1 protein-coding gene is annotated in these 436 nt (G+C 50.0%); it reads right to left on the bottom strand.

Annotated features, from left to right (window positions below; all coding sequences use genetic code 11):
• Positions 1–61: 61 nt before the first annotated feature.
• Positions 62–436: helix-hairpin-helix domain-containing protein (locus tag SB773_RS30150; protein ID WP_410593860.1), on the bottom strand; the 375-nt coding region annotated here is incomplete at its 5' end.

Genomic DNA, 436 nt, shown 5'->3' with positions numbered 1-436 from the left:
CTGTTTGAATCGCATTATATCATGGGACGAAAAATCGTTCAATCGTTTTTTCGGATTATTTCTACGACTCAAGCTTTCGCAAATGGGCGATTATTTCTCTTGCCAGCTTGTCGCCGATTCCTAGCTGACGGAAATCTTCTACCGTAGCCTCGCGCATTTTCTTCATCGAGCCAAAATGCGTAAAGAGAAGCTTACGGCGCTTTTCCCCGATGCCCGGAATCTCATCCAGCTGAGAGGAGAGCATCGTTTTCGTACGGGACTGCCGGTGGAAGGTGATTACAAAACGGTGCACCTCATCCTGAATGCGCTGCAGCAAATAAAACTCGTAGCTGTCGCGCTTCAGATTGACCGGCTCTGGCGGGTCTCCAAACAGAAGCTGTGCAGTACGGTGCTTCTCGTCCTTTGCCAAGCCACAGACCGGGATATAGAGCCCAAG

Origin of the sequence: Bacillus sp. SIMBA_074 (assembly GCF_046534555.1) — a bacterium.
Lineage (GTDB): Bacteria > Bacillota > Bacilli > Bacillales > Bacillaceae_G > Bacillus_A > Bacillus_A mycoides.
The sequence above is the reverse complement of the archived record's forward strand: the minus strand, read 5'-3'. Positions and strand labels throughout refer to the sequence as shown.